This is a genomic window from Kitasatospora sp. NPDC093102 (genome assembly GCF_040683915.1).
Taxonomy (GTDB): domain Bacteria; phylum Actinomycetota; class Actinomycetes; order Streptomycetales; family Streptomycetaceae; genus Kitasatospora.
In genome coordinates, this window is the sequence record NZ_JBFBFA010000017.1 from 18,076 (window position 1) to 44,025 (window position 25,950).

The 25,950-nt window shown below is 73.0% G+C and carries 24 protein-coding genes and 1 pseudogene; 13 read left to right on the forward strand and 12 right to left on the reverse strand.

The features are described 5' to 3' along the window. Window positions 1-129: 129 nt before the first annotated feature. The 8 genes from AB0O11_RS22015 to AB0O11_RS22050 all read right to left on the reverse strand — a co-directional run bounded on the left by AB0O11_RS22015 (window position 130) and on the right by AB0O11_RS22050 (window position 7,986). Complete coding sequence (locus AB0O11_RS22015; RefSeq protein WP_363389498.1) at window positions 130-1,329, reverse strand: cytochrome P450; 1,200 nt, start codon at window positions 1,327-1,329, stop codon at window positions 130-132. Between the two features lie 30 nt (window positions 1,330-1,359). Continuing rightward, entirely contained in the window at window positions 1,360-2,034 is a 675-nt protein-coding gene (locus AB0O11_RS22020) for a DUF5825 family protein (RefSeq protein WP_363389501.1), read from the reverse strand. After that, on the reverse strand, window positions 2,015-3,952 hold the full coding sequence (locus tag AB0O11_RS22025; RefSeq protein WP_363389504.1) for a RiPP maturation radical SAM C-methyltransferase: 1,938 nt from the start codon (window positions 3,950-3,952) through the stop codon (window positions 2,015-2,017). Before AB0O11_RS22025 ends, AB0O11_RS22020 begins: the two co-directional genes overlap by 20 nt. Before the next feature lie 79 nt (window positions 3,953-4,031). Then, on the reverse strand, window positions 4,032-4,193 hold the full coding sequence (locus AB0O11_RS22030) for a hypothetical protein (RefSeq protein ID WP_363389507.1): 162 nt from the start codon (window positions 4,191-4,193) through the stop codon (window positions 4,032-4,034). Beyond that, window positions 4,190-6,079 carry a prolyl oligopeptidase family serine peptidase gene (locus tag AB0O11_RS22035; RefSeq protein WP_363389510.1) on the reverse strand — a complete coding sequence of 630 codons (1,890 nt, stop codon included), beginning with the start codon at window positions 6,077-6,079 and terminating at the stop codon, window positions 4,190-4,192. Before AB0O11_RS22035 ends, AB0O11_RS22030 begins: the two co-directional genes overlap by 4 nt. A gap of 241 nt (window positions 6,080-6,320) precedes the next feature. After that, window positions 6,321-6,647 (reverse strand): MaoC/PaaZ C-terminal domain-containing protein, encoded by a 327-nt coding sequence (locus AB0O11_RS22040; protein WP_363389512.1) that lies wholly within the window; start codon window positions 6,645-6,647, stop codon window positions 6,321-6,323. 17 nt (window positions 6,648-6,664) lie between these two features. Beyond that, window positions 6,665-7,636, reverse strand: coding sequence for a hypothetical protein (locus AB0O11_RS22045; protein ID WP_363389515.1), 972 nt, complete (start codon window positions 7,634-7,636; stop codon window positions 6,665-6,667). Between the two features lie 119 nt (window positions 7,637-7,755). Continuing rightward, window positions 7,756-7,986 carry a hypothetical protein gene (locus tag AB0O11_RS22050; RefSeq protein WP_363389518.1) on the reverse strand — a complete coding sequence of 77 codons (231 nt, stop codon included), beginning with the start codon at window positions 7,984-7,986 and terminating at the stop codon, window positions 7,756-7,758. Window positions 7,987-8,525: 539 nt separating this feature from the next. On the opposite strand from AB0O11_RS22050, the gene AB0O11_RS22055 reads away from it, so the two are divergent. The 4 genes from AB0O11_RS22055 (at window position 8,526) to AB0O11_RS22070 (ending at window position 11,845) form a co-directional block, all read left to right on the forward strand. After that, a complete protein-coding gene (locus AB0O11_RS22055; protein WP_363389521.1) occupies window positions 8,526-9,329 on the forward strand; it encodes a methyltransferase domain-containing protein in 804 nt (267 codons plus the stop codon). Continuing rightward, window positions 9,326-10,075, forward strand: a complete 750-nt coding sequence (locus AB0O11_RS22060; RefSeq protein ID WP_363389524.1) for a maleylpyruvate isomerase family mycothiol-dependent enzyme — start codon at window positions 9,326-9,328, stop codon at window positions 10,073-10,075. The genes AB0O11_RS22055 and AB0O11_RS22060 overlap by 4 nt, the downstream gene beginning before the upstream one ends. 287 nt (window positions 10,076-10,362) lie before the next feature. Then, the gene (locus AB0O11_RS22065; protein WP_363389527.1) at window positions 10,363-10,968 is read left to right on the forward strand and encodes an AAA family ATPase; all 606 of its coding nucleotides are present in this window, start codon (window positions 10,363-10,365) and stop codon (window positions 10,966-10,968) included. Between the two features lie 10 nt (window positions 10,969-10,978). Further along, window positions 10,979-11,845 (forward strand): NAD-dependent protein deacetylase, encoded by an 867-nt coding sequence (locus AB0O11_RS22070; protein WP_363389529.1) that lies wholly within the window; start codon window positions 10,979-10,981, stop codon window positions 11,843-11,845. Between the two features lie 9 nt (window positions 11,846-11,854). Here the strand turns inward: AB0O11_RS22070 and AB0O11_RS22075 are convergent, their stop codons facing one another. Beyond that, on the reverse strand, window positions 11,855-12,511 hold the full coding sequence (locus AB0O11_RS22075; protein WP_363389532.1) for a hypothetical protein: 657 nt from the start codon (window positions 12,509-12,511) through the stop codon (window positions 11,855-11,857). Window positions 12,512-12,922: 411 nt separating this feature from the next. Here AB0O11_RS22075 and AB0O11_RS22080 point away from each other — a divergent pair, with 411 nt between their 5' ends. After that, window positions 12,923-13,360 (forward strand): glutaredoxin domain-containing protein, encoded by a 438-nt coding sequence (locus AB0O11_RS22080; protein WP_363389535.1) that lies wholly within the window; start codon window positions 12,923-12,925, stop codon window positions 13,358-13,360. Window positions 13,361-13,554: 194 nt separating this feature from the next. On the opposite strand, the gene AB0O11_RS22085 is transcribed toward AB0O11_RS22080, so the two are convergent. Then, window positions 13,555-13,944: a hypothetical protein gene (locus AB0O11_RS22085; protein ID WP_363389538.1), complete on the reverse strand. Its 390-nt coding sequence runs from the start codon at window positions 13,942-13,944 to the stop codon at window positions 13,555-13,557. Between the two features lie 608 nt (window positions 13,945-14,552). Beyond that, window positions 14,553-15,068, reverse strand: a complete 516-nt coding sequence (locus AB0O11_RS22090; protein ID WP_363389541.1) for a SigE family RNA polymerase sigma factor — start codon at window positions 15,066-15,068, stop codon at window positions 14,553-14,555. Window positions 15,069-15,371: 303 nt separating this feature from the next. On the opposite strand from AB0O11_RS22090, the pseudogene AB0O11_RS22095 reads away from it, so the two are divergent. Together AB0O11_RS22095 and AB0O11_RS22100 are read left to right on the forward strand one after the other, a co-directional pair. Next, window positions 15,372-15,561, forward strand: a pseudogene (locus AB0O11_RS22095) (hypothetical protein); the annotation flags it as partial. A gap of 66 nt (window positions 15,562-15,627) precedes the next feature. Continuing rightward, complete coding sequence (locus AB0O11_RS22100; protein WP_363389746.1) at window positions 15,628-18,051, forward strand: DUF4118 domain-containing protein; 2,424 nt, start codon at window positions 15,628-15,630, stop codon at window positions 18,049-18,051. 225 nt (window positions 18,052-18,276) lie between these two features. On the opposite strand, the gene aspS is transcribed toward AB0O11_RS22100, so the two are convergent. Continuing rightward, window positions 18,277-19,599: an aspartate--tRNA(Asn) ligase gene (aspS, locus tag AB0O11_RS22105; RefSeq protein WP_363389544.1), complete on the reverse strand. Its 1,323-nt coding sequence runs from the start codon at window positions 19,597-19,599 to the stop codon at window positions 18,277-18,279. A 727-nt stretch (window positions 19,600-20,326) separates the two neighbouring features. Here aspS and AB0O11_RS22110 point away from each other — a divergent pair. Genes AB0O11_RS22110 through AB0O11_RS22135 form a run of 6 tightly spaced genes read left to right on the forward strand, consistent with a single transcriptional unit; the run spans window position 20,327 to window position 25,950 of the window. Then, window positions 20,327-21,538 carry a sedoheptulose 7-phosphate cyclase gene (locus tag AB0O11_RS22110; RefSeq protein ID WP_363389547.1) on the forward strand — a complete coding sequence of 404 codons (1,212 nt, stop codon included), beginning with the start codon at window positions 20,327-20,329 and terminating at the stop codon, window positions 21,536-21,538. Window positions 21,539-21,592: 54 nt separating this feature from the next. After that, window positions 21,593-22,000 carry a cupin domain-containing protein gene (locus tag AB0O11_RS22115; RefSeq protein WP_363389549.1) on the forward strand — a complete coding sequence of 136 codons (408 nt, stop codon included), beginning with the start codon at window positions 21,593-21,595 and terminating at the stop codon, window positions 21,998-22,000. Next, window positions 21,997-23,298, forward strand: a complete 1,302-nt coding sequence (locus AB0O11_RS22120) for an aminotransferase class III-fold pyridoxal phosphate-dependent enzyme (protein ID WP_363389552.1) — start codon at window positions 21,997-21,999, stop codon at window positions 23,296-23,298. The genes AB0O11_RS22115 and AB0O11_RS22120 overlap by 4 nt, the downstream gene beginning before the upstream one ends. After that, the gene (locus tag AB0O11_RS22125) at window positions 23,295-24,323 is read left to right on the forward strand and encodes an ATP-binding cassette domain-containing protein (RefSeq protein WP_363389555.1); all 1,029 of its coding nucleotides are present in this window, start codon (window positions 23,295-23,297) and stop codon (window positions 24,321-24,323) included. The genes AB0O11_RS22120 and AB0O11_RS22125 overlap by 4 nt, the downstream gene beginning before the upstream one ends. Next, complete coding sequence (locus tag AB0O11_RS22130) at window positions 24,320-25,147, forward strand: ABC-2 family transporter protein (protein WP_363389558.1); 828 nt, start codon at window positions 24,320-24,322, stop codon at window positions 25,145-25,147. The genes AB0O11_RS22125 and AB0O11_RS22130 overlap by 4 nt, the downstream gene beginning before the upstream one ends. Further along, window positions 25,144-25,950, forward strand: a complete 807-nt coding sequence (locus tag AB0O11_RS22135) for an ABC-2 family transporter protein (protein WP_363389561.1) — start codon at window positions 25,144-25,146, stop codon at window positions 25,948-25,950. Before AB0O11_RS22130 ends, AB0O11_RS22135 begins: the two co-directional genes overlap by 4 nt.

Sequence of the window (25,950 nt, forward strand, 5' to 3'; positions counted from 1 at the left end):
CCCGCGTTGCCCGTCCCCGCGTTGCCCGTCCCCGCGTTGCCCGTCCCCGCGTTGCCCGTCCCCGCGTTGCCCGTCCCCGCGTTGCCCGTCCCCGCGTTGCCCGTCCCCGCGCTGCCCGTCCCCGCGCTGCTAGCCATCGAGCGAGACCGGCAGCGACTCCAGGCCGCGCAGCATGATCGTGTTGCGCCAGGGCAGGGTCTCCTCCGCGACGGCCAGCTCGATCCGCGCGAAGCGCTCCAGCAGGCCGGTCAGCGCGACCTCGCTCTCCAGCTTGCCGAGGAAGGAGCCGAGGCACCGGTGCAGGCCCTGCCCGAAGGCCAGGTGGCCCGGATCACCCCGGTCCAGGATCAGCCGGTCGGGATCGGTGAAGCGGGCCGGGTCCCGATTGGCCGCGCCGAGGGAGAGCAGCACCAGTTCGTCCGCCGGGATCTCCACGTCGTCGACCATCACGTCGGCATTCGTGAACCGCAGCGTGGCCATGCTCACCGGAGACTCGTAGCGCAGGAACTCGTCGATCGCGACCGGCATCGCCGCCGGATCGGCGCGCAGCCAGGCGAGCTGGTCGGGGTGGTGGAGCAGCGCAAGGGTGGCGGTGCCGAGCAGGTTGACGGTGGTCTCGTGGCCGCCGATCAGCAGCAGGAAGACCATCGAGAACACCTCCTGTTCGGTGAGTTCACCGGCGTCACAGGCCTGCACCAGGTCGGTCAGGATGTCCGCGCGTGGCGACGCCTGCCGGGCCTTCATCAACTCCCGCAGGTAATCGTTCAGTTCGGCGGTCGCCTGATCGAACGACATGTCGCCGCCCTGGGTCAGGATCGCCGTCGACCAGGTGCGGAAGGCCTGCATGTCCTCCGGGGGGAAGCCCAGCAGCTCACAGATGATCATGATCGGCAGTGGGAAGGCGAAGTCCGTCACCAGGTCGGCGGTCTCCCGTCCGCGCAGCCCGTCCAGCAGGCCGCCGGCGATGCGCTCGACCAGCGGTCGCATCAGATCGACCCGCCGGCGAGTGAAGACGCCCTGGATCAGGCGGCGCAGCCGGGTGTGGTCCGGCGGGTCGCTGTTGAGCATGTGGACGACCTCCGAACCGAGCGTCAGGCCGGCGCCCCGCCCGCTCGCGATGGCCTGGCTGCGGCGGACGTCCTGCCCGAAGCGCGGGTCCAGCAGCGCGGCCCGAACGTCCTGGTAGCGCGTCACCAGGTAGACCGGCAGGCCCTCGCCGAACTCCACGACGGAGACCGCGCCGGCCTCGCGGATCCGGGCGAGCGTGGGATAGGGGTCGCGGATGAAGGCGGACATCCGTGCGGCGGCGTCGTCGACCGCGGTGGTCATGGATCTCTCCTCGGACTCGAACTCTCGCAACTACACCGTCAGCGACGGGAAGGGCCAGCGGCGCACCCGCATGGGCAGGAACCATGCGCGGCCGGCCTGTTCGGCGATCAGACCGGCCTCGGCGAAGTCCCGGTGGACGGCCTCCGGCAGCAGGCCGGCCTCGACGCCCTCGGCCAGCGCGTCCACCTGTGCCAGGTGGCCCGGCTCGTCGATGGTGAACAGCTCCAGCGTCCCGAACCGGCGGTCGCGCACCTCGACGAAGCCGGGGCCGCGCCGGAAGACGCACTTGCTCGGGTAGTACGTGGCGCGCCAGTCGGCGACGACGTCCTGTGGGGCGCCGGTCAACTGCTCGGGCGGGTACAGGTGGTGGAACCGGCGCTGCGCTGCGCAGCCGTCCGTGCAGACCGCCTGCCAGAGCACGGCCAGCCCCTGCCCGGTCGCCTCGCGCAGCAGCATCAGCGCCCGCGCGGAGGCCGCCGGCGCGTCCGCGCAGAGCCGCACCGGCTCGGTCAGCCGCAGGCAGCGGACCCCGGCGCGGTGCAGCTCGGTGACCTCCTCCTGCGCCGGGCCGGGCAGGGTGCGGAGACCGAGCGCGAAGCCCGGCAACTCCCGGGCGACGGGGTCGTAGTCGAGCCAGAGCTCGACCTCCGGGCCGGCCGCGCGCCAGGCGGCGGCGTCGGTCCGTTCAGCCGATCGTGACGGCATCGAGCACCTCCTCGGTGCGGGGACGGACGGCGGCGGGGCCGTGCCGGTGCTGCATCCGCATCAGCACCTGGTTGTCGGACTCGACGGCGACCTGCAGGAAGCTGTCCCCGTCGTGGAACAGCAGGCCCAGCGCGGTGAAACGCTCCAGCACCGGCTCGACCGCTGCCGCGCCGCCGGGGACCTTGGCGGCCAGCGCGGCAGCCGAGCGGGGCTGGGCCAGCAGCCGGAAGACGGCGAGCTCCACCGGATCGGTCAGCTCGACCACCCGCCAGTCGTACCCGGGCCGGGTGTTGACGAGCACGATCCGTCCGCCCGCGTCCCGGTAGCTGAGCCGGCTGTCGGGGAACCGCGCGAGCCAGGTGTCCACCGCCGCGCTCAGCCGCTCCGCGAGGTCGCCGCCGATCCCGCGTGGCGGCGCGGTGAACACGTAGGCCAGTTCGGTCAGTTCGCTCTCCGGAAGGCGGTAGGTCGCGCGGTACTGGAAGGCCGGCCGGGTGATCGCGAAGCCCAGCTCGGGGCGGTCGAAGTACGGGCTGAACCGCTCGATCGCGATCCGTCCCGCTCCGGTCGGCGGGTCCAGGTGGTGCAGCACGGGCAGTTGGCGGATCACCGACTCGTAGTCGGCCGGCTGCTCGCCCGGGAAGCCGTAGAGGTAGTTCCAGGTCACCGAGACCCCGGCGCTCTGCGCGTCCCGCAGCGCGCGGACGTTCTGGCAGCCCGTCACGCCCTTGTCCATGATCCGCAGGACCCGGGTGCTCAGGCTCTCGATGCCGGGCTGCACCTGGGCCGCGCCCGAGTCGCCGAGAAGCTGGAACTGGTGGCGGCGCAGGTTGGCCTTGATCTCGAAGTGCAGCCGCAGATCGACCGGGAGTTCGGCCAGCGACTTCAGGACGGTGTCGAAGTAGCCCATGTCCAGGATGTTGTCGACCACGTAGACGTCCAACAGCTGGTGGCGTTCGGCGAGCGCGAGCACCTCGGCGAGGAAGTCCGCCGGCGGCTTGGAACGGAACTCCATCGAGGAGCCGTTGAGCCCGCAGAACGTGCAGTGGTGCTTCTCGCCCCACCAGCAGCCCCGGGATCCTTCGACGACCAGCTTGGGATCGACCCAGCCGGCCGCGACGGAGTCGTCGAGCCGCTCGAAGAAGCCGTCGTAGCGGGGCGCCAGGATTGCCGCGGGCGGCAGCGGACGCTTCGTCATCTCGTTGGCCGTGGACTTCCCGGAGTCGTCACGCCAGCACAGCCCGGGGACCGCGGAGAGGTCGCCGCCTTCCAGGAGTGCCGGGAAGGCGGCCTCGCCCTCGCCGCGCACCACGTAGTCCAGGAAGGGGAAGTTGCGGTGCAGCGCGGCGCCCTGCGGACCGTCGCAGTTCGCGCCGCCGAACACCGTGCGCACCTGCGGGCACCGCTGCTTGAGCAGCCTCGCAGCGGCCAGGCTCGCCGTGTTCTGCTGGAAGGTGGTGGTGAAGCCGACCAGGTCCGGCGGGTCGGCGGCGAGTTCCTCGACCAGTCGGGCGATGAACGCGGGGGCGATCGCGCGGGTGGCCCGGGTCAGTGCGATCTCTTGATCGCTCGCGCCGCTGGTGACCAGGTACTCGAAGTAGCGTGCGAAATCGACGCCGTCGCTGTCGCCGTCGCCGTCGACGCTGTCCTCGATGCCGGGGGCCGGGCCGTCGTCACCGTACAGCGCACCGGCGAACGCCCAGTCGCCCGCGCCCTGGAAGTAGGACTTCTCGGAGAAGTACTGGTAGTCGTCCACGCCGAAACCCGCGGTCTCGGCAGCCCAGTCCACGAAGTCCAGGTTGGCGTACCGGACTTCGACCTGATGGCCGGCGCGTGCGGCGGCGGTGTGCAGGATCCCGAGCGCCAGCGACGGCACGTCGATCGCGCCCCAGGGCATGTGCAGCAGGACGATACGCATGGTGGCCACTTCTGTTGTTCGCGGGCGGTCGGTGAGGTGTCGCTCCGGGGCACCTCGGGCGCCCCGGAGCGACGAAGGATCACTTGCCCTTGGCTTCCGGCTTCGGCTTCGGCTGCCCCTTGAGGGCAGGCGCGACCGCTGCGGCCTTGGTGATGTCGAGCGCGAAGTTCTGGACCACCACGGCGCCCCGGTCACGCTCCGGGGTGCTGATCGGGTCGTTCTGAATGCTGCGTCGCTTCATGGCTGTTCACCTCCTTCCACCAGCTCGGCGGGTACCTCGGGGCGATCGCCCCGAGGTGGTCGGGGGAGCGGTGCCGGCCAGGCGTGCCCGGCGAACCGGACCATCGCGGCCAGCACCGATCGGTGGTCGGCCGTCCGGCGGCTGTAGTGGCCGCCGTCCACCCAGAGCAGCTCGTGCGGCACCGCCAGCCGGCGCAGGTCCGCGGCGTACCGGGACACCTGGTCGGGTGGGCACCGCTCGTCGGTCCGCGAGGCGACCAGCAGGACGGGCGAGCGGACCTGGTGCACGTACGATCGCGGGTCGGCCGCGCGGTAGCGCTCGGGAACCTCGTCCGGGGTCCCGCCGAAGAGCTGCCGGTCGAGCTCGCGCAGCGCAGGGGTGGTGGTGCGGTAGGTGGCGGGGTAGTCCGCGATCGGCTGAGCGGCCATGCCGAGTGACCACAACTCCGGCTGCGCGCCCATCGCCAGCAGGGTCAGGTAGCCGCCCCACGAGAATCCGCACAGGCCGGTGCGTTCCGCGAGCGCCGTACCGTCGGCGACCAGCTCCGCGCGGACGGCGGCCAGGTCCTCGATCTGCGCCAGCCCGACCCGGTGGCCGTACTCGTGCTGCCAGCGGGCGCCGTAGCCGGTGGAGCCGCGGTAGTTGGTGCGCACCACCGCGTAGCCGTGGCCCACCAGCGCGTTCACCCGCGGGTCGTAGGAGTCCCGGTCGTGGGTGGCGGGGCCGCCGTGGACCAGGAAGAGGGTCGGCCACGGGCCCTGGCCGACCGGGGTGCTGACGAAGCTGTGGATCCGCCCGTACGGCCGGGGCGTCCAGCGCCGGCTGCGGGAGGTGTCGCCCCGGTCCGGATCGAGGTGGTGCGCCACCTCCGTGCCGGGGCGCAGTACCAGCGGGCGGGGCGGTGTCGACTCCCGGCTCCAGACGCAGTGCAGGGTGCCGTCCGGGGCGCAGGACAGGTCGTGGATCGTGCCACCGGGTGTGCTGATCTCCCGGGCGGGCGGAGCTTGTTCTGCCGGCCCCTGTTCTTCCGGCCCCTGTTCTTCCGGTCCTCGGCCCACCGGTCCCTGCTGCGCCGCCCCCTGTCCCGTCGGCGGGTCGAGGTCGGCGAGGAGCAGTCGGCTCCGCCCGGCCCGCTCGTGCTGGACCAGCACCCCGCGCGGCCCCTGGTACCAGCCGGCCGATATCTGCGAGTCGAACGACAGTCCCGGGTACCGGCGCAGCCCCGTGCTCGCCCGCCAGGTCGCGACGGTGTACCGCTCGTCCTCCTCGACCACCAGCAGCAGCTCCGGCTCTAGCACCGCGAGCGGGTTGAACTCGATCGGCCAGAGCCGCAGTCGGTGATCCCCGGCGAGCCGCAGCGGGCCGTCCGCCTGAGCGTCCGTCGGCCACAGGAGCACTGCGTCGTCCCCGTCGGGCCGACCACCGAGCGCGAGCAGCCGACCGTCCGGCGACAGGTCGGCCAGGCTCAGGTACCCCGGCGCCGAACCGATCAGCCGCGCCTCGCCCGCGGGCGGTCCGACGTAGCAGTGCGAGGCGCCGTCGACGCCGACGGCCACCGCCGCGAGCGCGCCCGTCCGGTCGAAGGCGACGCCGTACGCCCGCCCGCGGGGCACGCCGTGCAGCGCCGCGCCGCCCGCTCCGCCGGCGAACGGCTCGCGCCGCCACCGCCCCTGACCGGCACTGTCGGCGTCGAACCACCAGATGGCGTCGCCGTCCGGCTCGATCTCGCTCAGGTGGACGCCTCCCGGCCGGTCGGTGACCACCCGGCGCCGACCCGTCCGCAGGTCCCAGGCCACCGCCTGCCAGCGCTCCTCGACGAGCCGCGTCTCGACCGCGCGGTCGGCCGCCAGCGCGGCGAAGCCGGGGGACTGGAACGCCTGCGTCACGGATCCGGCCCTTCCGGCTCGATGGTGGGAACAGGCTGCGCTGAACGTTCCGAGGCCGGTGAACCGGCGTGAAGGTCCGGTGAACCGGCGTGAAGAAAAGGTCACTTGCGGAGGATCGCGGCCACTCTAGGGGGGTGCCGTGGCTGCGAACAGACCTTTCGCACAGTTGGCCGAAAGGCGGCTGAGGACGTGCGGACAGTCGGGGAACCGCGGTTGGGCATCGCTGAAGGCGGGACCGCTCTCAGCTGCGCAGGGTGGCGCGCAGGCGCAGGCCTTCAGTCGCGAGGCCTCCACCTTCCACTGCACCGGCTGCGGCCACCAGGCGCACGCCGACACGGTGCACCACGGGCGCGGGGTGTCCGTGCCGGCGGGCCCACTCGATGTCGTAGTGCACCGGATGGTTGTCCGCGGAGACCGTCTGGAACGCCGCGGCGTGGGCGTCCGTCAGGGTCCGGCTGGGCGCGCGGAAGACCTCGCCGATGCGCAGGTCCTCGAAGGTCCGGGCCGGTACGACCAGGAAGGCCTCCGGGTCGAAGTCGGCGGCTTCTGAGGTCGATCGATCGTTCATCAGGTCTCTTCCTTCCGTTACTCGCCCGGCGCGACGTGGGCCGCGAGCAGGTTGGGGTCGGTGTTCGTGAAGTAGGCGCCGCTGGCGATGTACGCCGTGTCGCCCTGTACGGCGATCGAGGTGGGGTTCTGCAGCCCGTCGGCGGCGGTCAGGACGATGCTGTGGCTGCCGTCGGGCCTGACCAGGGCGACCTCGTTGTCCTTGTTGATCGCCGCGAGCAGGGTGTCGCCGGCGCCGGTGAAGGCGAAGTCGTCGATGTCGACCAGTCCGGTGGCGCGGGTCTCCACGGGCCCGGCGCTGCCGTGGCACGTGACGGGGATGCGCAGCACGGTGCCCTGGTCCAGGTTGGTCACCCAGGCCGCCCCGTTGTGGATCTTGATGCCGTTGGCACCCAGGAATCCGGCGGGCCGCAGCTCGGGGGCGGTGGCCCACCGGGTGGGTGTGCCGCCCGCGACGGGCACCCGCCAGACGGTGCCGAGGGCCGAATCGGCCACGTACAGCAGGCCGCTGTGCTTGTCGAGTGCCAGTCCGTTGGGCAGGCTGTCCGCCGGGAGCGCGGCGATGCGCTGCGGTGTGCCCCCGGGGCGCAGGCGCCACACACCGGTCAGATCACCGGTGCCGGTGGCGTAGGCGATGTACAGCGTCCCGTCCTGAGCGCGGTCGATGCCGCCGAGGAACGGAGAGGTCAGGACCGGGGTGACGGAGCCGGCCGCGGGTGACGGCAGGGTCGCCAGCACCTGTGCCTGGCCGTCGGGGGTGATGCGGGCGACCTGGCGGGAGAAGGCGAACGTGACGTCCGCGCCGCCGCCGGGCTCCAGGGCTATGTTCTCCGGTCGCTGTCCGTCGGCCATGTTCAGATGCGCGAGAAAGCGTGCGTCCGAGACCGGCCCGGCGGCGGCGCTCGCCGGGCCGGTGACGCCGACGGTGAGGGTCGCTGCCAGGGCTGTGGCCAGCAGGCCGGTCCGTGACCATCGCTTGACTGTGGACATGGTGGTGTTCCCTTCCGATATGACGACTTGGGGTGGTACGCCCGGGGCCGAGGCCGGCCGGGGTGCCGGTGAGGAGCGGGAGGGGCCTGGAAGGCCGGAGGAACGGCTGAGTCCGTGCCTCAACGCGGTTCCACGCCGAGATCCGTCTCGACGTCGTAGCCGGATTCGGCCTGGCGGGCCGTGGGATGCGCGACATCGGCCGCCAGGTCGAAGGCCGCCCCGCCGATGGCGTCCTTCAACGCGGACTCCTCGCGCTCGGCCTGAACGCGGCGGTGGTGCTCGGCCACCTTTTCCCTGATGTGCCGGATGTGCGGGTGACGGTCGGCGGAATCCGGTTCTGCTGTGGTCATGTGGAGCTCCTCCCTGAGGGAAGCGAGTGGGTCCCGGGATCGGGAATCACATGCGTCGCGGCAGGACGCTCGCCCCGGCGGCCCGGCATGTCCGTCGAGCGGCAGGGTGGGCAGTGTCCACGCCGTCGCCCCGCGTCGCTTCCGGTTCTCCTCGCCGCGACCGCATGCAGCGAAAACTAGGTGCTGCGCGCGGGAGAGATCATGCTGACAGCGCCCCGGGCCTTGCCGTTCCGGGCACAGCGCCTGCCGGGCGGAGGGATCCGCTCGCGGCGCGCTCGCACTCCTCGGCGAGGCCGAATCCCCGGCGCTCGGAGCGTCACTGACGGGTGCGAGGGCCGTGCGGCGTCCGGTACTTGACGATGTGCGGAAAGTCGGCAGGGGTTCCGGCCCGGCCCCGCAGCCCTGAGCGCCCGGCCCAGCCCGGCCCAGCCCGGCCCAGCACGGCCCGGCACGGTTTGGCCCAGCACAGCCCGGCCCGGCCCGCCGACGCCGCACGGGCCGGAGCAGCCGCCCGCTCCGACGCCTGCGAGAATTCCGGCATGGCTGAGCACGAAACCGACCACGGCTACCTCCTGGACAACCGGCAGTCGGAGGCGGGCATCCGCTTCGGCGCCCTCGCCGAGCTGTTCGACCCGGTGACCTTCCGGCACATCGACGCCCTCGGGATCGGCCCCGGAATGCGCTGCTGGGAGGTCGGCGCGGGCGGTCCCTCGGTGCCGCTCGGGCTCGCCGAGCGCGTCGGCCCGACCGGTGCGGTGGTCGCGACCGACATCGACGTCTCCTGGACCGCCCCCGCCGCCGGCGGCGTGATCGAAGTGCTGCGCCACGACGTGGCGGCCGACCCGCCACCGCCCGGCGGCTTCGACCTGGTGCACGCCCGGCTGGTCCTGGTGCACGTCGCCGACCGTGCCGAGGCCCTGCGCCGGATGGTGCAGGCGCTGCGCCCCGGCGGCCGGCTGCTGCTGGAGGACGCCGACCCGGCCCTGCAACCGCTGCTCTGTCCGGACGAGTCCGGCCCCGACGAGCGCCTCGCCAACCGGCTGAGGTCCGGCTTCCGCACCCTGATGGCGGGACGTGGCGCCGACCTCGCGTACGGGCGGACGCTGCCCAGGGCCTTGCGCGAAGCGGGCCTGGTCGACGTCCAGGCCGACGCGTACTTCCCGATCACCTCGCCGGCCTGCGCGGTCCTGGAGGACGCGACGGTCCGGCAGATCCGCGGGCTGCTGGTGCGGGAGGGACTCGCGACGGAGGAGGAGATCGAGCGCCACCTGGCCAACGTCGCCTCCGGGCGGCTCGACCTGGCCACCGCCCCGATGATCTCCGCCTGGGCGCGCCGCCCGTGACGCGGCCGACCGACCCCGACGGGGCCGAGACCGCCGTGCCGCTCGCCGAGGTGCGGGCCTCCGCCGGGCGGGTCCTCGCCACCGTCGGAGCACTGACCGACCGGCAGGCCCGCGAGCCCTCGACGCTGCCCGGCTGGAGCCGCGCCCACGTCCTCACCCACCTCGCCCGCGGCGCCGACGCGTACCGGTGGCTGCTGACCGTGGCCCGGACCGGCACCGAGCCGGGCCCGCGTGCCGATGCCGCCGCGCTGGACCGGGCGCTGCACGAGGGCGCCGGGCGGGGTGCGGCGGAGCTGGTCGCCGACCTGCGGGGCAGCCTGGACGGGATGTTCGCGGCGGCGGACGCGATGCCCGCCGAGCGGTGGTCGACGCCGGTGTCCGCCCTCGCGGGCTGGCGGCACCCGGCGTGGTTCACCCTGCACCGGGCGTGGCGGGAGCTCGAAACCCACCACGTCGACCTCGATCTCGGCCGCTCGACCGCCGACTGGCCCACCGGGTACGTCGCCTGGGCGCTCGACGGCACGGCGGCCGCGCTGGCCGCGCACGGATTCCCGGTCGCCCGGCTGACGGCCACCGACCTCGGCCGCGGCTGGACCTTGGCCCCGGACGGCCCCACCGTCACCGGTCCCGGCCACGCCCTGCTCGCCTGGCTGTCGGGGCGCGGGCCGGCGGAGGGTCTGCGGGCGGACGGGGTGTTGCCCGCGCCGCCGCGGTGGCCGCTGCCGCCGGTGCCGGGCCGGAGCTGACGCCGCCGGGCCGACGCCGTCGGGTTGGGGCTGCCGGACCTGCTCCACCGGCGGTTGCCGCTTTGCCCCGGGTCCGAGCGGCATGGGCGGGGCGCGGCAACACCTGCTCCTGTACCGGCGGTTCGGCCCCGTTCACCTCCGCGTCGGCCGGCTTTACCGGCAGGAGGGTCCACTGGAACGGCGGTTCCGGCGGGTCCCAGCGGCGCGGTCCCGACGCCCGCCACTCGCCGTCCGCCGCCCACAGGGGAGGTGGCGGGCGGCGGCCGTCCCGCGCAGACTCACCGGGCATGACACGACTGCCGACCGCGAACCGACGCCCGAACCTGCTCGTCGTGAGCGGGCCGCCCGGGGCCGGCAAGACCACGCTGGCGCACGCCCTGGCCGACGCGCTCGGCCGCCCGGCGGTCTGCCGGGACGAGCTCAAGGAACGGATGGCCGCCGCCCGGGAGGCCCCGGCCGAGGACCTGGACCGGCGGGCGCTGGCGGAGTTCTTCCGCACCATCGACGAGCGCCTGCGCGCGGGAACCGACCTGGTGGCGGAGGCGGCCTTCCAGGACCGGCTGTGGCGGCCCGGCCTCGCACCGCTCGCGGACCTCGCCGAGCTGCGCATCCTGCGCTGCACCGTCGACCCGGAGGCCGCCCGCGAGCGCATCGCCCGCAGGGCCACCGAGGAACCCGGGCGCGCCGTCCACGCGGACGGCGAGCTGCTGCGCCGCATCGCGCGCGGCGAGCGGCCGATCGAGTCCTGGGTGCCGATCGCGCTGGACGCCCCCTGCCTGGTCGTGGGCACCACCCGCGGCTGGAACCCACCCCTGGAACGGATCACGGCCTTCGCCGCCGGCACCGCCGCGGAGCCGCCCGGCCGGGCGGGGAACCACGGGCCGTCGGTCTAACCTCGACGGTATGGACGCGTTCGAACGCCCGGACGGGCAGGCCGGTCCGCCGGGGGAGGAGCTGGAAGCCCTGGTACGGCTGCTGGACCGGCGCGGTGCGGTGGTGCTCAGCGGGGCGGGCCTGTCCACCGAGTCGGGCATCCCCGACTACCGCGGCGCCACCGGCCGCCGCCGCAGCGGCACCCCGATGACGTACCAGGAGTTCACCGGCAGCGCGGACGCCCGGCGCCGCTACTGGGCCCGCAGCCACACCGGCTGGCCCGCGATCGCCGGGGCCCGGCCCAACTCCGGGCACCACGCGGTGGACCGGCTGCGCCGGACCGGGCACGTCGCGGCGGTCATCACCCAGAACGTGGACGGCCTCCACCACGCGGCCGGTACCCGGGAGGCCGTCGAGCTGCACGGCGGACTCCGCCGGGTGGTCTGCCTCGACTGCCGCCGCACCAGCACCCGGGCCGAGCTGGACCGGCGGCTGGAGGAGCTCAACCGGGGCTTCCGCCGGCCCCGGGCGGAGCTGAGGCCCGACGGCGACGCGCGGCTGCCGCAGCCGCTGGTGGACGGCTTCCGGGTCGCCGCCTGCACGGACTGCGGCGGCGTGCTCAAGCCCGACGTGGTCTTCTTCGGTGAGAACGTTCCCCTGCCCCGGGTCGAGCACTGCTACGAACTGGTCGACGCGGCAAGTTCGTTGGTGGTCCTCGGTTCCTCCCTGGCGGTCCTGTCCGGGCTGCGCTTCGCCCGCCGCGCCGCCCGGGCGCGGCTACCGGTCGCGATCGTCAACCAGGGGCCGACACGCGGGGACGAACTCGCCGCACTCCGGCTCGACCTGCCGCTGGGGCCGGCCATGACGGAGGTCGCCCGGCTGCTCGGCGCAGGCTGACCGGCCCGCTCAGCCGGCCGGCTGAGCGGGCCGGCCCGGCACCCACAGCGGCACCCGGCCGCCGCGCGGCATGGAACGCGCCGCGTCCCGCTCCAGCCAGCCGGCCACCCGCTCGGGGTCGCCCTCGCACAGCTCGACCAGCGCGGCCGCGGCGATCCGGGTGCAGCACAGCACCAGCGCCAGGGTGTCCCGGCGGTGGTGCCGCTCCCGTACGTACGCCTCGCCGCGCTCCTCGACGCGGCGGGCGTGGCACGGCCCGTCCTCGGCGGTCAGCGCTTGGACCCCGTGCCACACCAGGGTCAGCGCACAGGGCTCGGCCGGGTGCACGACACCCTCCCGCTGCGCCTGCTCGCGGGCCTCCGCCGAGCGTCGCCCCAGCCACTCCAGTGCCGCCGGTCCGTCGTCCCGGCAGGAACGCAGCACCAGATCCGCGGCCCGGGCCACCACGGCCCGCAGCACCGCCGGCGCGGGCACCCGCAGTCCGGACGCGGGCCCGTCGCCGAACGCCAGCCAGGTATCGGCGAACGAGGCCGCCCGCAGCCCGCCCACCCAGGCCGGCGCCCCGCCTTCGGTGCTCCGCCAGTCCTGCGTGCCCAGCCGCACCAGCCCCACGGCCGCCAGGCACGCCGCGTCCCCGTCCAGCTCCCGCAGCCATCCACTCCGCACCAGCACACACCCCCGTCACCGGTTCATCCCCGTGAGGCCTCATCCCACCACACCAGGACGGGAACGAACTAGACAGGGTCACGTCACAATCTGGAAGCGGGCCTTCCGAGTCCCCTTCCGGCGGGGCGTCCGGCTCAGGTCACCAGACCGCGCCGGAACGCCTCGCCGACGGCGCCCGCCCGGTCGCGCACCCCGGGCTTGCCGTAGATCCGCAGCCCGAGGTCCCACCGGCCTCCGGCTCGCACCTCCTCGTACGGATCGACCCGGCGATGTCCGTACGGTGGAACATCCCGCGATCGAACGGTTGACACCCGCGGTTCCCCGCACGCATCCGCTCGTCGTCGGCGCGCCGCGTCCCGACGCCGCTGCCGTCGTCGCTCGGTGCCGCACTTGCGGATAGCCTGGGCCGCCATGATGCGTGTGTGGACACTGCCGCTGCTGCTCGTCCTCTGCGGCGCGACCGTCGCGGGCGGGCTGGCGTTCAGCGGGAGTCGCGGAGCGGCCGTCCTGTACCTGCTGTTGTTCGCGGGGCTCGCGGCCATGAACTCGCCGCTGGTCTTCCCGAAGTCGCTCGGGGCGGCGGAGGCGCAGCGCCGCAGCGCGGCCGACGGCCGGCCGGTGGTGTACTGGCGGCCGGGCTGCAAGTACTGCCTGCGGTTGCGCCTCCGGCTCGGCCGGGCGGCCCGCGGGCTGCACTGGGTAGACATCTGGAGCGACCCGGAGGCGGCAGCGGTGGTGCGGGCGGCCAACGACGGCAACGAGACCGTGCCGACCGTCGTCGTGAACGGCCGACCGCACACCAACCCCGACCCCGCGTGGGTTCGCGGACAGCTCTCCTCCGCCGCCTGAGCGGTTGATCGGTCTTCAAGCGTCCCGCCCGGCACGGGGAACCGGAGATGTAGTCACCCGGGGACGCCGGAAGGCGGTGCCACCGAGCCGACCGGTGGCACCGCCTTCCGGCGGCGTACGGCGCTGCGGACGTCGTGGCGCAGTCACCTCCCGGTCCCAAGTTCCGTCACGGCAAGGGGTGTTCGCGTCGGCCGTCAGCGGACCTCGGCCACCAGGGGCCCGTACCTCGCCTTGATCTCCGCCTCCGCGGACTGCCACTGCGGGGTGTCGACCACGATGCCGGCGCCGTCGATGGCGAGTGTCAGCCCCTCGATCGTCACACCCTTGGCCCGCCACTCCTCGGTGTCCGCGCGGATCCGGTTCAGGAGCGCCATGAGCTGGCCGCGGGAGCCCGCCGCGTCGGCGAACTGCACCTTCACCGTGGGCCAGTCGGCCGCCGTGCGGGCAACGGCGGCGTCCAGGCCGCTGCCGGGGACCCGCATCACGTAGAGCGTGTTCGTGCTCCTGTCGCGGCAGGTGCCGAAGTAGTGGTCGGAGTAGTCGGTCATCCCCATGTCCTCGATGGTCTGTCCCGCCCGCGTCACACCGGTCTCCACCGGATCGGCCGACAACGGTGCCGACGGTGAGCCGGAGGCCGTCGGCCAGGCCGTGGGGGAGCCCGAGAACGTCGGCCAGGCCGTCTGCGAGCCGGACGGCGTGGGGGCGCCCGATGAGGGCTGGCCCGACGATGACGGTGTCCCGGACGTGGGGGCGCCCGATGAGGGCCGGCCCGACGACGACGGTGTCCCGGACGTGGGGGCGCCCGATGACGGCCGGCCCGACGACGACGGCCCCCACGGCAGCTGGCTCGGGTGCTGGTGCCAGCCCGGTGTCCGCATCGACGTGGGCCCGTTCGTGCAGTTGAGCATCACCGACACCTGTCCCCGGGCCGTCGCTCCCGGCGTCGGGCTCGGCGCGCCCACGCCGAGCCCCGCCGCCCCCGTACGACCGCTCCCGAGGCTGCCGAGCTGCGTCAGCGCCCCCGCTCCGACGGCCAGCACCGCTGCCGCCGTCACCGCCCGCACGGCCGCCTGCCGCCTGGCCCGCCGCCGTCCGGCCTCGCGCAGCTCGGCCAGCGGCGGGTTGCCCGTGACCCCCGCCGCATGCGCTCCGAGCCGGGTGACCAGCTCCTCCTCGAACCTGTCCTCAGCGCTCACGGCCCCACCAACTCCCTCACGTTCTCCATGTCCTGTCGAAGCGCCTTGATCCCGCGGGCCAGGTGCGTCTTCGCCGTGGGCACCGAACACCCCAGCTCCTCCGCCACCTGCGCGACCGGCAGGTCCAGGTAGTAGCGCAGCACCACGGCCGCCCGCTGCCGCCGGGGCAGTCCGGCCAGCGCCGTCGCCAACCGGTCGTCCCGCTCGCCCTCCTGGACCGCCGGTCCGTCCGGAAGCACGGAGGTGAGCACCTCGCGCCTGGTCCGCCGCCACCGCGAGACGTGGGTGCGGACCATCGTTCTGCGGACGTACCCCTCGGTCGCCGCCGCTTCCCGGATCGCCGACCGCCTCGGGTACACCTGCGCCAAGGCGTCGTGCAGCAGGTCCCGGGCGTCGTGGACGTCTCCCGTGATCAAGTACGCCCCCCGCAGCAGGGCCTGGTACCGCGTTGCGACGAACTCGTCGAACGGGTCGGATCCGGAGCCCCCCGGGCGGATCGATTCGCGCTTCATACCCCCAGGACGCACCAGCCGCCGAAAACGGATGACAACGGGCCGGCGCCGCCTTGCGAGCGTCGGCTCGCCGCCGGCAAGTCGAAGCCCGGGGCTGCCTGCCGGGCCGCTGGGCCGACGGGGCGAATCCACGCGGGCGGTTGCCGGGAGCGAAGCGGCCGGTCGCATGGCCTTTCGCCCTGCCGCCGCCCCGGTGGCGTCGGCTCGGGGACGTGGACAGGGGCGCGGGTGGGTTCGTCGGGTGCGGCTGCGTCGACGCGGCGGACGAGGTTTCGGGCATGGCTGCTGGAGGGCCTGTCCGACATGGCCAAGCAGTACCCGGGGCCGCATGCGCAGGCGCCGGTCGACCACAAGGGCCGGCGGTGGTGGCGGGTCATGGGCCTGACCGGCCCGGACCACTTCTCCCTCCACGCTCGGCTACCAGCCCGGCATCGCCGCGCTGGCCGCCGGGCTGCTCTCACCCGAGGCGACCGTCGTGCTGGTGATCGTCACAGGTACTCCGCGAGGCCGAGCCGGACCGCGCCCGGCGCCCGCGCGTCCACGTCGGGTAGGGCGGAGCATGGAACCGGAGGCGGAGAGAGGCGGTGGGACGGCGGTGGCCGGGAAGCTGCGGGTGTTCCTGGGAGCGGCGCCGGGGGTGGGGAAGACGTACGCCATGCTCCGGGAGGGGCGGCGGCTGTACGGCGAGGGCCTGGACGTGGTGGTCGGCCTGGCCGAGACGTACGGCCGGCGCGGGACGGAGGAGCAGCTGGGGGACCTGCCGGTGCTGCCCCGGCGGACGGTGTCGTACCGGGGAACGGAACTGACCGAGCTGGACCTGGACGCGCTGCTGGCGCGCCGTCCGGCGCTCGCGCTGGTGGACGAGCTCGCGCACACCGACGTGCCCGGCGGGCGGAACCACAAGCGCTGGCAGGACGTGCGGGAGCTGCTGGACGCGGGGATCGACGTGGCGACGACGCTCAACATCCAGCACCTGGAGAGTCTCAACGACGTCGTCGAGCAGATCACCGGCGTCGCCCAGCGGGAGACGATCCCGGACGAGGTGGTCCGTGCCGCCGACCGGATCGAGCTGGTCGACCTGAGCCCGCAGGCGCTGCGGGCGCGGATGGCGCAGGGGGAGATCTACGCGCCGGACCGGATCGACGTGGCCCTGGGCCACTACTTCCGGGCCGGCAACCTCGGCGCCCTGCGGGAGCTGGCACTGCTCTGGCTCGCGGACCGGGTGGAGGAGGAACTGGCCGACTACCGCGCCCGGCACGGCATCCGGGCGCCCTGGGAGACCAAGGAGCGGATCCTCGTCGCGCTGAACGGCGCCCCGCAGGGCGAGCACCTGATCCGCCGGGGAGCCCGCACCGCGACCCGGATGCACGGGGACCTGCTCGGCGTGCACGTCCGGCTGGACGACGGCACGGCCGAGCGTGAGCCGCCGGGCCTGGCCGCGCAGCGGGCGCTGTTGCGGGAGTTGCACGGCGGCTACGTCGAGGTGAGCGGCGGCGACGTGGCTCGTGCGCTGGTGGACTTCGCCCGGACGGAGAGCGCCACACAGATCCTGCTGGGGCCGACCAGTCGCAGCAGGCTGCGCGAACTGGTGTCCGGTTCGGTGATCAACCGGGTGATCCGGCTGGCCGGCCCGATCGACGTGCGGGTGCTGCCGCCGCCGGAGCCGGGGCTGCTGACCGTGCCGCCCGCGCCCCGGCGCCGCCGCCCGGCGTTGGTCCCGGTCCGCCGGCGCCGGCTGGCGTGGTTGCTCGGACCGGCCGGGGCGGTCGCGCTGACCTGGGCGCTGTCGCCGACGCGTGACTCGCTCGGCCTGTCCGGCGTGCTGCTGTGCCTGCTGCTGGTGGTGGCGGGGACCGCCCGGCTGGGCGGGCTGCTGCCGGCGGCGGGCAGCACGGCGGCCGGGGCGCTGGCGGCGGACTACTTCTTCACCACACCGTGGCGCAGCCTGATGGTGGAACGGGGCGCGGACGCCGCGGCGCTGGTGGTGTTCCTCGCGGTGGCTGGGGTGATCTCCCATCTGATCGACGGTCTGACGCGCCGTTCGCAGCAGGCGGACCGGTCACGGGCGGAGGCGGCGGTCCTCACCCGGCTGGCGGGGGAGACGGTGGAGTCCGGGCCGCGGGTGCTGTCCGATCTGGTGGCGGAGCTGTGGCAGGTGTTCGGTCTGGACGGCGCCGCCGTACTGGTGCGTGCGGGTGAGGCACTCTGGCAGCCGGCAGCCTCGGCCGGGGTGGAGGTGCCGTCGAGGCCCGACGAGGCCTCGTTCTCCGTCGACCTGGGCGACGGCGCGGTGCTGGTGCTGCGCGGCGCACCGCTCACCGAGGAGGACACCCGGCTGCTCGGGCCGTACGTCACGCAGTTGAAGCTGGCCCGGGAGCGGGAACGGCTGGCCGCGCAGGCATCGGCGGCGGAGGTGCTCGCGCACACCGACGCGATGCACACCGCACTGCTGGAGGCCGTGGGGAAGGACCTGCGGGCGCCGCTGGCGGCGGTGCGCCGGGAGGCCGAGCGCCTGCCGGACCCGGCCGAGGAGCGGATCGACGCCGAGGTGGAACGGATGGAGCGGCTGGTCGCCAGCCTGCTGGACCTGAGCCGGCTGCGGGCCGGAGTGATGCCGGTGGTGCTGAGGCCGACGGCGGTGGCCGAGGTGGTACGGGCCGCCGCCGACGGGCTGGTCGGCGTCCGCGTCGACCTCGGGGCGGGTCTGCCGCGGGTCCTCGCGGATCCCGGGTTGCTGGAGCGGGCGCTCGCGGACGTCCTGGTCTCCGGGGGGACGGCAGCGGTGGTGGTCGACGCCGGCGTGGTGGCCGGGCGAGTGGACGTCCGGGTGACCGTCCACGGCGGCGAGGCTGTTGCCGCGGAGCCCACGGGTCCGGCGGTGGTACGGGGATTCGTGGAGGCGATGAACGGCGAACTCGCCGTCGAAGAGGCACCCGGCGGCGGCACCGCGTACGTGATCAGCCTGGCCCGTGCGGTGGCCTGACGGCGATGGCGCCGGGTTGGCCGGCGATCCGGGGCATCAAGACCGCGTTGTGATGCCGGGTGCCGGCGTCAGGGGTTCATCAGGGAGGGTGAACCGGCGCCCGGGAACTGCGCCGGCGGCCCTGTCCTTATGTGCCGACCACCCCGGGATCACCCGATCGGGGACTCCTGTCCGGCCGGAATCCCCGATCGGTACGACAACGGCTTCTGAAGTGAAACGCGCAGGTCAGGGCGTGAGGCGGTTCGGGCCGCGGAAGAGGAAGGTCGCCTCGCGGATCGAATCCAGGCCGAGCATCACCATCAGGACGCGCCCCAGTCCCATGCCCAGCCCACCGTGGGGAGGGCAGCCGTACCGGAACACGTTCAAGTAGTCCCGCATCTGCTCCGTGTTCATGCCCTTGTCGGCGGCCTGCTTGAGCAGCACGTCGTAACGGTGCTCGCGCTGGGCGCCGGTGGTGATCTCGAGCCCCTTCCACAGCAGGTCGAAGCTGAGGGTCGTGTCAGGGTGTTCCGCCGACCGCATGTGGTAGAACGGCCGAATGCCGGTCGGGTAGTGGGTGATGAACACGAACTCGTGGCCGGTGTGCTCCTTGATGTACGCGGCGATCCTTCGCTCGCCGTCCGGGTCGAGGTCCTCCTTGCCTCCCTCCGGGTCCCACCCGCCGGCCCGCAGCACCTCCTGTGCGTCGGCCATGGTGATGCGCGGGAACGGTGTCTCCGGTACCACCACCTCCACCCCGAAGTGCTCCCGGATCGCTTCGCCGTGCAGCTCGGCGACCTTTGCGACGGCGTGGGCCAGCATCCGCTCCTCGAAGACCATGACGTCCCCGACGTCCGCGATCCACGCCAATTCCAGGTCCACGCCCGTGAATTCGGTGGCGTGCCGGGAGGTGAAAGACGGTTCGGCCCGGAACACCGGACCGACCTCGAAAACCCGGTCGATGCCGGCGGCGATCGCCATCTGCTTGTAGAACTGCGGCGACTGAGCCAGAAACGCGGAACGGTCGAAGTAGCCGAGCTCGAAGACCTCCGCGCCGGACTCCGAGGCGGTGCCCATGAGTTTCGGGGTGTGCATCTCGGTGCAGCCCTGGGCGTACGCGTACTCGCGCATCCCCTGCTCCAGGGTCGTCTGCACCGCGAACAGCAGACGGGCCGTGGTCCTCCTGCGGATGTCCAGGAAGCGCCAGTCCAGGCGTTGCTCCGGGCCGGTGTGCTCGTCGATCGGCAGCGGGGTCTCGGCCCGGTTCAGGACCTCGATCGACTCGGGGACGATCTCGAGACCGCCGAGCTTGACCACGCTGTTGTCGAGGACCCGGCCGACGATCCGCACTGCGGACTCGGGGGTGAGGTGTTCGAGCTGCTCCTCCAGCAGGTCGGCCTCTCCGCCGCGCTCGTGGGTCACCTGCGCCATGCCGGTGTGGTCGCGCACGAGGACGAACTGCATCCTGCGTTGCAGCCGAAGGGTGTTGACCCAGCCTGAGACGGAGACGGTCCGACCGATGTGTTCGCGAAGGTCGGAGATCAGGACACGGGAAGTCGGGTGGATCATCGCTGCCCTCCAGGGGCGTCGTCATGATCCCTTGGGAGCGTGGGCGAGAAGGGTACTCGCGGTGCCACCACGCCTTTGCCGTCGCCGATCGGCGGCGGCCTCGTTCAGGCCCGGTAACGGGGGCCGGCCGGCGGGGCATTGGGCCGAGGCCTTTCCTCCCCGCGCTCGGGAGTGTCTTCGCCCGGGGGCGAGGCTGCCTTTCCAGCTTCCGGCAGCTCTCTGAACTCGCCTGGCCCCGTGGTTACTCGTCTCCGTCAACGCTTTCCCCCAGCATAGTGGGGCGTCGCCGGAGCGGCAATGAAATAGACGACTGACGACGGGTCCAACGGTTCGCGCATGGAGGATTCGCGCGGGACTGTCCAGCGCCAATTGATCGGGCACATGACTCCGCTGATGACCGACCAGTTCCTTGTGGGCGAGCCTGCGCGGCGTTCCTGCGAAGCGGCCCGGTCCACCGGACGGGTTCCCGTCCCTGTCGCCGGACATGGAGCCGGCGGTCACCGCGGCGGGGTTCGCCGCGCGCGCCACGGCGGTGCGACCACGCCGTGATGGCTGGTCAGATGACCTCCGGCAGGCGGTAATGCCGGCCCGTCCGCACCGACAGCAAGTTCTTGCGGAAAGTTTCCGAAAGTTCTTGCCATCGTCGTCGATCACCTGTTTGACTCTGCTTCCGTTACCGCAGTCGAGGTCAGCCCGGTGTGTCGCTGGCCGGTCCAAGGAGTGTCGGGTGGCGCAGACGGCAGTGGCGGAGCCCGGGGTCCGAGGCGACGAGGGCGGCTTCACGCTCCTTGCGCCGGAAGGGACGTCGTACCGGGTCGACATCACGGACGGGGTGTTCGCGCCGGAGAACTCGCTGCTGGCCGGGTACTGCGAGGGTCGTAGAGTGGTTGCCTTCCTCGGTCCGACCGTCGACCGGCACTACGGGCAGCAGCTGCGCCGCTACCTCAACTCCTTCTTGACGCAAGGAAGTTGGAGCGTGGTCAGGCTCCCCGGCGGTGAGCAGCACAAGACGATGGCCTCGGTGGAGGAGATCTGCGCCCAGGCCAAGGCCGCCGGACTGGACCGGCGCGGTGTGATGCTCGCGGTCGGCGGCGGAGTCACCTGCGACCTCGTCGGGTTCGCGGCGGCGATCTTCTGCCGAGGTGTGCGGTACATCAAGGTCAACACGACGCTGGTCGGGCAGGTCGACGTCGGTGTCGGTGTGAAGACCGGTGTCAATGCTCTCGGCACCAAGAACATGCTCGGGGCGTACCACCCCGCGCACGCCTCGATCAACGACCCGGCCTTCCTGAAGACACTGACGGAGCGTCAGATTCGCTGCGGCCTCGGTGAGATCGCCAAGATGGCGATCATCAAGGACGCACGGCTCTTCCGCGCACTGGAGGAGCACCCCGAGGTCTTTCGGCGGCCCTGCCCGGAGCCTTCCCGGCTCTCCGGCCCGGACGGTGTCCGGCGAGGCCTGGAGGACTACGTGCTGCGCACCGCGATGGCGTTGATGCTGGAGGAGCTCTGTCCGAACCTCCGTGAGCACGATCTGGCCCGGCTGGTCGACTTCGGCCACACCTTCGGCCCGGCGATCGAGACGGCCAGTGGCTACCGGATCGCACACGGGGAATCGGTGGCCATCGACATGGCTCTTTCCGCCCACCTGGCCCGGGAGTTGGGGCTGATCGGTGCCGAGGACTGCGAGCGGATCACCCGCCTGATCGTCGACCTCGGCCTCCCGGTCCACGACCCGCAGACCTGCACGCCGGAGCTGATGGACCGGGCGCTCAGGGCTTCCTGGGAACGGCGCGGCCGGCGTCTGCACCTGGTGGTGCCCGACGGCATCGGCTCGGCGGTCTTCGTCGACGACCTGGAGGACGTCCCCGCCGCCGCCCTGACGAGCGCGCTGGAGTCGCTCGCCGCCGTCCGGCACCCGCTCGCCACCTCCCGCTGACGTCGGCCCTGGTTGCCACCCGACTTCGCCTCGCCCGACAGGAGCCGTACCGAGATGAGCCACGCCGAACGTCCCTCGACCCCGGGTGCGCCCCACCTCAGGGTGTCCAACCTGCGTGAAGGGCTGCTTCGCGGGATCACCGCCGACCACGGCGGAGTCGGGACGATCCTGGCGCACCGGGTGTACCGCCGCGAGGACGCCCCGGCCGGCGTCGCCTTCATCGACCTGGTGGTGCTGCCTCCGCACACCTCCATCGGTCTGCACCGCCACGCGGACAACCAGGAGACCTATGTGGTCCTGTCCGGTCAGGGCCGGATGACACTGGACGGTGAGGCGTTCGAGGTCCGCGCCGGAGACGTGATTCCCAACCGCCCGTACGGCGAGCACGGCCTCGCCAACACCTCGGACGACGACCTCCAGCTGCTGGTGTTCGAGACGGGCCCGCTGGACGGTGCCCGTTGAGCGGCCCCCGCCAGCGGGAACGGCTGGCGGAGGAGGCCGTGCACCTGGCCCCGGGAGCCTCCGAGGAGGCCGCGCTGGGCCGCAGGGTCTTCGTGGAGGGCCGCGGTGCGGTGCTCACCGATCTGGACGGCAACCAGTACATCGACCTCGCGGCTGGCACGCTCACCCAGTCGCTCGGGCACTGCCATCCGGAGGTCGTGGCCGCGCTCACCGCACAGGCCGAACGCCTGTGGAACGTCCATGACTTCGCCACCGCCGGCCGTGCCGCCCTGTGTGACCTGCTGGCCGACCTGCTGCCGGAGCAGCTGGACACCTACGCCTTCTTCTCCACCGGCGCCGAGGTCGTCGAGGCCGCGCTGCGAGCCGTCCAGGCGGTCGCCGAGCCCGGTCGCAACCGGATCGGCGCGCTGCGCTACGGCTTCCACGGCAAGACCCAGGGCGCGCGGATGCTGGTCCACTGGGACATCGGCAACCAGGCCTTCGCGGGCAACAGCGTGCTGGGCTACTCCCCCTACTGCTACCGCTGCCCGCTCGACCTGGAGTACCCCTCCTGCGGGGTGCGCTGCGCGACCCTGGTGCGGCGTCACATCGCCGAGAAGTCCAACGTGTCCGCGCTGGTCTTCGAGCCGGTGCTGGGCGCGGCCGGGGTGATCGTGCCGCCGCCCGGCTACTGGGAGCAGATCGCCGAGAGCTGCCGGGAGCACGGGGTGCTGCTCGTTGCGGACGAGGTGCTCACCGGCGGCGGGCGCACCGGCACCTTCCTGGCCAGTGAGCAGTTCGGCATCGATCCCGACCTGGTCACCCTGTCCAAGGGCATGGCCTCGGGCTTCCCCTTCGCCGTGCTCGCGGGGCGGGCCGAGGTGCTGCGCCACCCGCGGGCCGCCCGGGCCGGCTCGACCGCCTCGACCTATGCCAACAACCCGCTCGGCATCGCCGCCGCGCGGGCCACCCTGGAAGTCGTCAGTCGTGACGCCCTGATCGGCCAGGTGGCCGTGCTGGGCGCCGTCATGGACGACCGGCTGGCCCGGATGCAGGAGCGCTACCCGGTGCTGGGCGACGTGCGGGGCATCGGCCTGCTGCACGGGCTGGAGTTCGTGCGCGACCGCACCACCCGTGAGCCCGCCCCCGAGATCGCCCGCGCGGTCTACCGGCACGCCCTCGACCTCGGGCTGCGGACCGCCATCGGAGGACATGTCATCCGACTGGCGCCACCGTTCACCATCGACCGCCCTCTGCTGGAGGAGGGTCTCGGGCTGCTCGCCCAGGCCCTGGAGCGCGCCACCGGGGGCCGGCAGTGATCGTCGCGGAGAACCTGGTCAAGGACTTCCGGGTGCATGAGCGCAGACCGGGCCTGCTCGGCAGCCTCGGCACCCTGTTCAGCCGCGAACACCGGCTGGTGCGGGCGGTCTCCGGGGTCTCGTTCGAGATCCCCGCGGGGGCCAAGGTCGCCTACATCGGGGCCAATGGCGCGGGCAAGTCCACGACCGTCAAGATGCTCACCGGCATCATGACCCCCACCTCGGGCCGGGCCCTCGTGGCGGGCCTGGAACCGTACCGGGAGCGGCGCCGCAACGCCGCCAACATCGGCGTGGTCTTCGGCCAGCGCAGCCAGCTGTGGTGGGACCTGCCGGTGCTCGACTCGTTCCGCATCCTGCGCAGCATCCACGACGTCCCCGACACGGTCTACCGGCGGAACATGGCGCTCTACCGGGAACTGCTCGACCTCGACGCCCTCGGCAACACACCGGTGCGGCAGCTCAGCCTCGGGCAGCGGATGCGCGCCGAGGTCGCCGCCAGCCTGGTGCACGACCCGAAGGTCGTCTTCCTGGACGAGCCCACGGTGGGCCTGGACCTGGTGCTCAAGGAAGCGGTGCGCGAGCTGGTCAATCGGGTCAATGCCGAGCTCGGCACCACTGTGCTGCTGACGAGCCACGACATGGGCGACATCGGCGCGATCTGCGACCGGGTGCTGGTGGTCGACCGGGGAGAGGTGGTGCACTCCAGCAGCGTGCACGAGCTGCTGCGCACCGCCGACACCCGCGCGGTGCTCTTCGAGCACGAGGGCGACCCGGCGGCTCCGGCGGACGCGATCGCCCTGATCGAGGCGAAACTCGACGGGGCATCGGCCTCCGTGGTCGAAGGCGGCCGGATCCGGGTCGAGTACCCGGCGGGACGTTGGACCAGCCGCCAGGTCATGGGTCTGCTGCTGGACCACTTCGACGTCACCGACTGCGTGGTCCCCGAACCGGACCTGGAGTCGGTGCTGCGCCGCATCTACACCGGCGGCCGCCACCCGGCGCCGCGGCCGGAGGCGGTGGGATGACCCGGGCCGGCACCGTCCCGGGGCACCTGCGCCGATACGCGCCGTTCACCGCGGCGAGCCTGCAGGGGCTGCTCCAGTACCGCGCGACCTTCCTGATCAACGCGCTCACCGCGGCCACCGCCGTCGGCGTGCAGGTCTTCCTGTGGCGCGCCGTGTACGCGGGCCGCAGCGGCGGCCTGCCCGGCGGCTACGACCTGCCGCAACTGACCACCTACGTCCTGCTGGCCCAGGTGCTCGGCCTGATGCAGGCCAGCAGGGTGGACGAGGAGGTCTCCGGGGAGGTGCAGCGCGGCGACATCGCGGTGTCGCTGCTGCGTCCGGTCAGCTATCCGCTGGCCCGCTTCGCCGCCGGCCTGCCGGTGTCGCTGACCAACGCCACGCTGGTCGCCGTCCCCGTGGTGGTGCTGTACGCGCTGGTGCTGCCGCTCTCCGCGCCCAGCCCGCAGGGCGTGCTGCTCTTCGGCTGCTCCGCCGCCCTGTCCCTGGTGATCGGCTTCGGCGTGAACCTGCTGGTCGGCCTCGCCGGTTTCGTCACCACCAATGTCTGGGGCGTGCGCATCGTCAAGGACAGCGTGGTGGCGTTCTTCGCCGGGCAGGTCGTGCCGCTGGCGCTGATGCCCGGCCCGCTGGCGGCGGTCGCGCAGCTGCTGCCCTTCCAGGGAATGGTCGACGGGCCGCTGCGGCTGCTCCTCGGCCGGTACCACGGGCCGCTGGGCGCCGCCGGGATCCTCGGTGTGCAACTGGTGTGGGCCGTGGCGCTGAGCGCTCTGGTCGCGCTCGCCTGGCGCGGTGCGGTGCGCCGGGTGGAGGTGCTCGGCGGATGAGGCCCGTCTCCACCACGGTCCGCTACGTCCGGCTGACCTGGCAGCTGAGCGCCGTCAGCGTGCACCGGCTGACCGAGTACCGGATGGACTTCCTGCTCGGCGCCGGCGGTCTGGTGCTGCGGGTGGTCTGCCAGGCCGCGGTGATCGGCATGGTCTTCCGGCAGGTCCCGGAGATCGCCGGCTGGCACTACGACCAGGTCCTGTTCCTGCTCGGGTTCTCGCTGCTGCCGCGTGGCCTGGACCGGATGTTCACCGACCAGCTGTGGATCCTGGCCCGCAAGCTCGTGCAGAACGGCGAGTTCTTCCGCTACCTGATCCGGCCGGTGCACCCGCTGTTCTCGCTGCTGTCCGAGCGCTTCCTCTACCCCGACGGCTTCGGGGAGCTGCTCACCGGGGCCGGGCTGGTCTGGTACGCCGGCCACCGGCTCGCGCTCACTCCGGACGCCTCCCGACTCCTGCTGGCCCCGGTGCTGGTGCTGTGCGGCGCCCTGATCCTCGCCTCGATCAAGACGCTGTTCGCTTCGCTCGCCTTCTGGACCACCAACAGCTTTCCGGCCCTGTACGCCGCGAACCAGCTGGGTGACTTCTCCGGCTACCCCCTCGACCTCTACCACCCGTCGCTGCGGTGGCTGCTGACCTGGCTGCTGCCCTACGCGTTCACCGCCTACATCCCCGCCTCCTACCTGCTGTTCGGCCACGCCCGGCTGCTTCCCTGGCTGTTCGCGGTGACCGCGGGCCTGGTGGCGCTCGCCCTGGTCGTCTGGCACCGGGGCACGGACCGTTACGAGATGACCGGGAGCTGA